This window comes from Acinetobacter sp. 22512 (assembly GCF_052044755.1).
GTDB classification, from domain to species: Bacteria; Pseudomonadota; Gammaproteobacteria; order Pseudomonadales; family Moraxellaceae; genus Acinetobacter; species Acinetobacter pittii.
Genome location: NZ_JBQENP010000038.1, coordinates 1 through 5,535 on the forward strand (window position 1 = coordinate 1; position 5,535 = coordinate 5,535).

Here is a 5,535-nt window from a genome sequence, read left to right on the forward strand (position 1 = left end):
GAACGGGGGTGTTTAGAATAATGAGCTGGCGATGACTTACTCTCACATGGGTAACCCCACACTACCATCAGCGCTAAGAGGTTTCACTTCTGAGTTCGGGAAGGGATCAGGTGGTTCACTCTTGCTATGGTCGCCAGCACAACTGGTATGGATACTTGCTTCGTTTTATTCACTGTGTGATACGTTGCGTTTTCCAAATCTTGACAGACGGGCTGATTGAATCTTACTTTATTTGTTCATTTTAGCTAGTAGTATAACTAAATCAAGTTGCTTTGCATGTTTATGAATCGATTGATGCTTCATATACAACTGCTTGGGTGTTGTATAGTCAAGCCTCACGAGCAATTAGTATTGGTCAGCTTCACATATCACTATGCTTCCACATCCAACCTATCAACGTCCTAGTCTCGAACGGCTCTTTAGAGGAATAAATTCCTAGGGAAATCTTATCTTGAGGTAGGCTTCCCGCTTAGATGCTTTCAGCGGTTATCCCTTCCGAACATAGCTACCCGGCGATGCGACTGGCGTCACAACCGGTACACCAGAGGTTCGTCCACTCTGGTCCTCTCGTACTAGGAGCAGATCCTCTCAAATTTCCAGCGCCCACGGTAGATAGGGACCGAACTGTCTCACGACGTTCTAAACCCAGCTCGCGTACCTCTTTAAATGGCGAACAGCCATACCCTTGGGACCTGCTTCAGCCCCAGGATGAGATGAGCCGACATCGAGGTGCCAAACACCGCCGTCGATATGAACTCTTGGGCGGTATCAGCCTGTTATCCCCAGAGTACCTTTTATCCGTTGAGCGATGGCCCTTCCATACAGAACCACCGGATCACTAAGACCTACTTTCGTACCTGCTCGACTTGTGGGTCTCGCAGTTAAGCGCGCTTTTGCCTTTATACTCTACGCGTGATTTCCGACCACGCTGAGCGCACCTTCGTACTCCTCCGTTACTCTTTAGGAGGAGACCGCCCCAGTCAAACTACCCACCAGACACGGTCCTCGTCCCGGATAACGGGACAGAGTTAGAACCTCAACATTACCAGGGTGGTATTTCAAGGACGGCTCCATTGGAACTAGCGTTCCAACTTCAAAGCCTCCCACCTATCCTACACAAGTAAGGTCAAAGTTCAGTGTCAAGCTGCAGTAAAGGTTCACGGGGTCTTTCCGTCTAGCCGCGGGTACACTGCATCTTCACAGCGATTTCGATTTCACTGAGCCTCTGCTGGAGACAGCGCCGCCATCATTATGCCATTCGTGCAGGTCGGAACTTACCCGACAAGGAATTTCGCTACCTTAGGACCGTTATAGTTACGGCCGCCGTTTACTGGGGCTTCGATCAAGAGCTTCGCTTACGCTAACCCCATCAATTAACCTTCCAGCACCGGGCAGGCATCACACCCTATACGTCCACTTTCGTGTTTGCAGAGTGCTATGTTTTTAATAAACAGTTGCAGCGGCCTGGTTTCTGCGGCTGTCGTCAGCTCAGGAAGCAAGTTCCATCACCAACAACAGCGTACCTTCTCCCGAAGTTACGGTACCATTTTGCCTAGTTCCTTCAGCAGAGTTCTCTCAAGCGCCTTGGTCTACTCGACCTGACCACCTGTGTCGGTTTCGGGTACGATTCCTGTGTAACTGAAGCTTAGAGACTTTTCCTGGAAGCATGGTATCAGCCACTTCACTGTACAAGTACAGCTTGCTATCGGATCTCAGTATAGAGTACCCCGGATTTGCCTAAGATACATACCTACATCCTTCCACCTGGACAACCAACGCCAGGCTGACTTAACCTTCTCCGTCCTCTCATCGCATTACACAGAAGTATTGGAATATTAACCAATTTCCCATCGACTACGCCTTTCGGCCTCGCCTTAGGGGTCGACTCACCCAGCCCCGATTAACGTTGGACTGGAACCCTTGGTCTTTCGGCGAACGGGTTTTTCACCCGTTTTGTCGTTACTCACGTCAGCATTCGCACTTCTGATACCTCCAGCATACTTCTCAATACACCTTCATCGGCTTACAGAACGCTCCCCTACCACTTGACTAATGTCAAATCCGCAGCTTCGGCACATAGTTTTAGCCCCGTTACATCTTCCGCGCAGGCCGACTCGACTAGTGAGCTATTACGCTTTCTTTAAAGGGTGGCTGCTTCTAAGCCAACCTCCTAGCTGTCTATGCCTTCCCACATCGTTTCCCACTTAACTATGATTTTGGGGCCTTAGCTGGCGGTCTGGATTGTTTTCCTCTTGACTACGGACGTTAGCACCCGCAGTCTGTCTCCCGGATAGTACTCATAGGTATTCGGAGTTTGCATCGGTTTGGTAAGTCGGGATGACCCCCTAGCCGAAACAGTGCTCTACCCCCTATGGTATTCGTCCGAGGCGCTACCTAAATAGCTTTCGGGGAGAACCAGCTATCACCAGGCTTGATTAGCCTTTCACCCCTATCCACAAGTCATCCCCTGGCTTTTCAACGACAGTGGGTTCGGTCCTCCAGTTAGTGTTACCCAACCTTCAACCTGCTCATGGATAGATCGCCTGGTTTCGGGTCTATACCCAGCAACTAAACGCCCTATTAAGACTCGATTTCTCTACGGCTCCCCTATACGGTTAACCTCGCTACTGAATATAAGTCGCTGACCCATTATACAAAAGGTACGCAGTCACACCACGAAGGTGCTCCCACTGCTTGTATGCATGCGGTTTCAGGATCTATTTCACTCCCCTCACAGGGGTTCTTTTCGCCTTTCCCTCACGGTACTGGTTCACTATCGGTCAGTCAGGAGTATTTAGCCTTGGAGGATGGTCCCCCCATATTCAGACAAGGTTTCACGTGCCTCGCCCTACTCGTCATCATTATGTGTGCCCTTTCGTGTACGGGAATATCACCCTCTACGTTCGCACTTCCCAGAGCGTTCCACTAAAACACACATAACTTAATGGGCTGATCCCCGTTCGCTCGCCGCTACTGAGGGAATCTCAATTGATTTCTTTTCCTAAGGGTACTGAGATGTTTCACTTCCCCTCGTTCGCCTTGCAACACTATGTATTCATGTTGCAATACCTACCTTAAAGTAGGTGGGTTCCCCCATTCAGAAATCTCCGGATCAAAGGATATTTGCCGCCTCCCCGGAGCTTTTCGCAGGCTATCACGTCTTTCATCGCCTCTGACTGCCAAGGCATCCACCACATGCACTTAATTACTTGACTATACAACCCCAAACAGTCGTCAACACCTACAAGTGAGTGTTGTCCGTGCGATTCTTCATCGCTACTATCTGTTGTCTGTGTACTTAAACACTGTACAGCTTCAATCTAAATTCATATACCAAAACGCTTGATTCAGTTAATTTGCTAGTTCTCAATTCATCTAGATTAATTGCTTAATCTAAACTCTTGAGTGAACAATTTATTTCAGACTCAATTTTGCCAATCTGTTAATGAATAAACACGCCTTCGTCAGGTCATGCTTAATACCGTGATACTTAAATCACAGAAGTTAATAAACCAAGATCTAAATCTTTATTTACTAATTTCTGTAATCCGAACTTCTCTTAAGTTCTGGTGGAGACTAGGAGAGTCGAACTCCTGACCTCCTGCGTGCAAAGCAGGCGCTCTACCAACTAAGCTAAGTCCCCAGCTTACATCATCAGTCATGTATCTTTTATCTATAACTTCAACCAGTCAAAGTCATGGTGGGTCTGACAAGACTTGAACTTGTGACCCCACGCTTATCAAGCGTGTGCTCTAACCAACTGAGCTACAGACCCTCAGATACATCTATGAAGAACAACTTGTTGTGGATTCTTACCAATCGTCAATCTTTCGTTAAGGAGGTGATCCAGCCGCAGGTTCCCCTACGGCTACCTTGTTACGACTTCACCCCAGTCATCGGCCACACCGTGGTAACCGCCCTCTTTGCAGTTAGGCTAGCTACTTCTGGTGCAACAAACTCCCATGGTGTGACGGGCGGTGTGTACAAGGCCCGGGAACGTATTCACCGCGGCATTCTGATCCGCGATTACTAGCGATTCCGACTTCATGGAGTCGAGTTGCAGACTCCAATCCGGACTACGATCGGCTTTTTGAGATTAGCATCCTATCGCTAGGTAGCAACCCTTTGTACCGACCATTGTAGCACGTGTGTAGCCCTGGCCGTAAGGGCCATGATGACTTGACGTCGTCCCCGCCTTCCTCCAGTTTGTCACTGGCAGTATCCTTAAAGTTCCCGACATTACTCGCTGGCAAATAAGGAAAAGGGTTGCGCTCGTTGCGGGACTTAACCCAACATCTCACGACACGAGCTGACGACAGCCATGCAGCACCTGTATGTAAGTTCCCGAAGGCACCAATCCATCTCTGGAAAGTTCTTACTATGTCAAGGCCAGGTAAGGTTCTTCGCGTTGCATCGAATTAAACCACATGCTCCACCGCTTGTGCGGGCCCCCGTCAATTCATTTGAGTTTTAGTCTTGCGACCGTACTCCCCAGGCGGTCTACTTATCGCGTTAGCTGCGCCACTAAAGCCTCAAAGGCCCCAACGGCTAGTAGACATCGTTTACGGCATGGACTACCAGGGTATCTAATCCTGTTTGCTCCCCATGCTTTCGCACCTCAGCGTCAGTGTTAGGCCAGATGGCTGCCTTCGCCATCGGTATTCCTCCAGATCTCTACGCATTTCACCGCTACACCTGGAATTCTACCATCCTCTCCCACACTCTAGCTAACCAGTATCGAATGCAATTCCCAAGTTAAGCTCGGGGATTTCACATTTGACTTAATTAGCCGCCTACGCGCGCTTTACGCCCAGTAAATCCGATTAACGCTTGCACCCTCTGTATTACCGCGGCTGCTGGCACAGAGTTAGCCGGTGCTTATTCTGCGAGTAACGTCCACTATCTCTAGGTATTAACTAAAGTAGCCTCCTCCTCGCTTAAAGTGCTTTACAACCATAAGGCCTTCTTCACACACGCGGCATGGCTGGATCAGGCTTGCGCCCATTGTCCAATATTCCCCACTGCTGCCTCCCGTAGGAGTCTGGGCCGTGTCTCAGTCCCAGTGTGGCGGATCATCCTCTCAGACCCGCTACAGATCGTCGCCTTGGTAGGCCTTTACCCCACCAACTAGCTAATCCGACTTAGGCTCATCTATTAGCGCAAGGTCCGAAGATCCCCTGCTTTCTCCCGTAGGACGTATGCGGTATTAGCATTCCTTTCGAAATGTTGTCCCCCACTAATAGGCAGATTCCTAAGCATTACTCACCCGTCCGCCGCTAAGATCAGTAGCAAGCTACCTCTCTCCGCTCGACTTGCATGTGTTAAGCCTGCCGCCAGCGTTCAATCTGAGCCATGATCAAACTCTTCAGTTAAAATCATTTTGCACCTTATTTAAAGACAAGGTGCCAATTCTGGCTCATCAATTACTGACTTAAATTTCGCTCAAATAAACTTCGAGTAATTTAAACCAATCAATCAATGAAAATTATTTCGATTAATCAATCAGTAAAAATCCACACAAGTTGTTCTTCAATT

2 tRNA genes and 3 rRNA genes are annotated in these 5,535 nt (G+C 48.7%); all 5 read right to left on the minus strand.

Annotated features, from left to right (window positions below):
- Window positions 1-23 precede the first annotated feature (23 nt).
- A 5S ribosomal RNA gene (rrf, locus tag ACTJJG_RS18910) occupies window positions 24-138 on the minus strand.
- Between the two features lie 186 nt (window positions 139-324).
- Window positions 325-3,215 (minus strand): 23S ribosomal RNA (locus ACTJJG_RS18915).
- 352 nt (window positions 3,216-3,567) lie between these two features.
- Window positions 3,568-3,643 (minus strand) — tRNA-Ala (locus ACTJJG_RS18920).
- Window positions 3,644-3,698: 55 nt separating this feature from the next.
- Window positions 3,699-3,775, minus strand: a tRNA-Ile gene (locus ACTJJG_RS18925).
- A 59-nt stretch (window positions 3,776-3,834) separates the two neighbouring features.
- A 16S ribosomal RNA gene (locus tag ACTJJG_RS18930) occupies window positions 3,835-5,372 on the minus strand.
- The 16S, 23S and 5S rRNA genes sit together here with 2 tRNA genes alongside, the layout of an rRNA operon.
- Window positions 5,373-5,535: the final 163 nt, after the last annotated feature.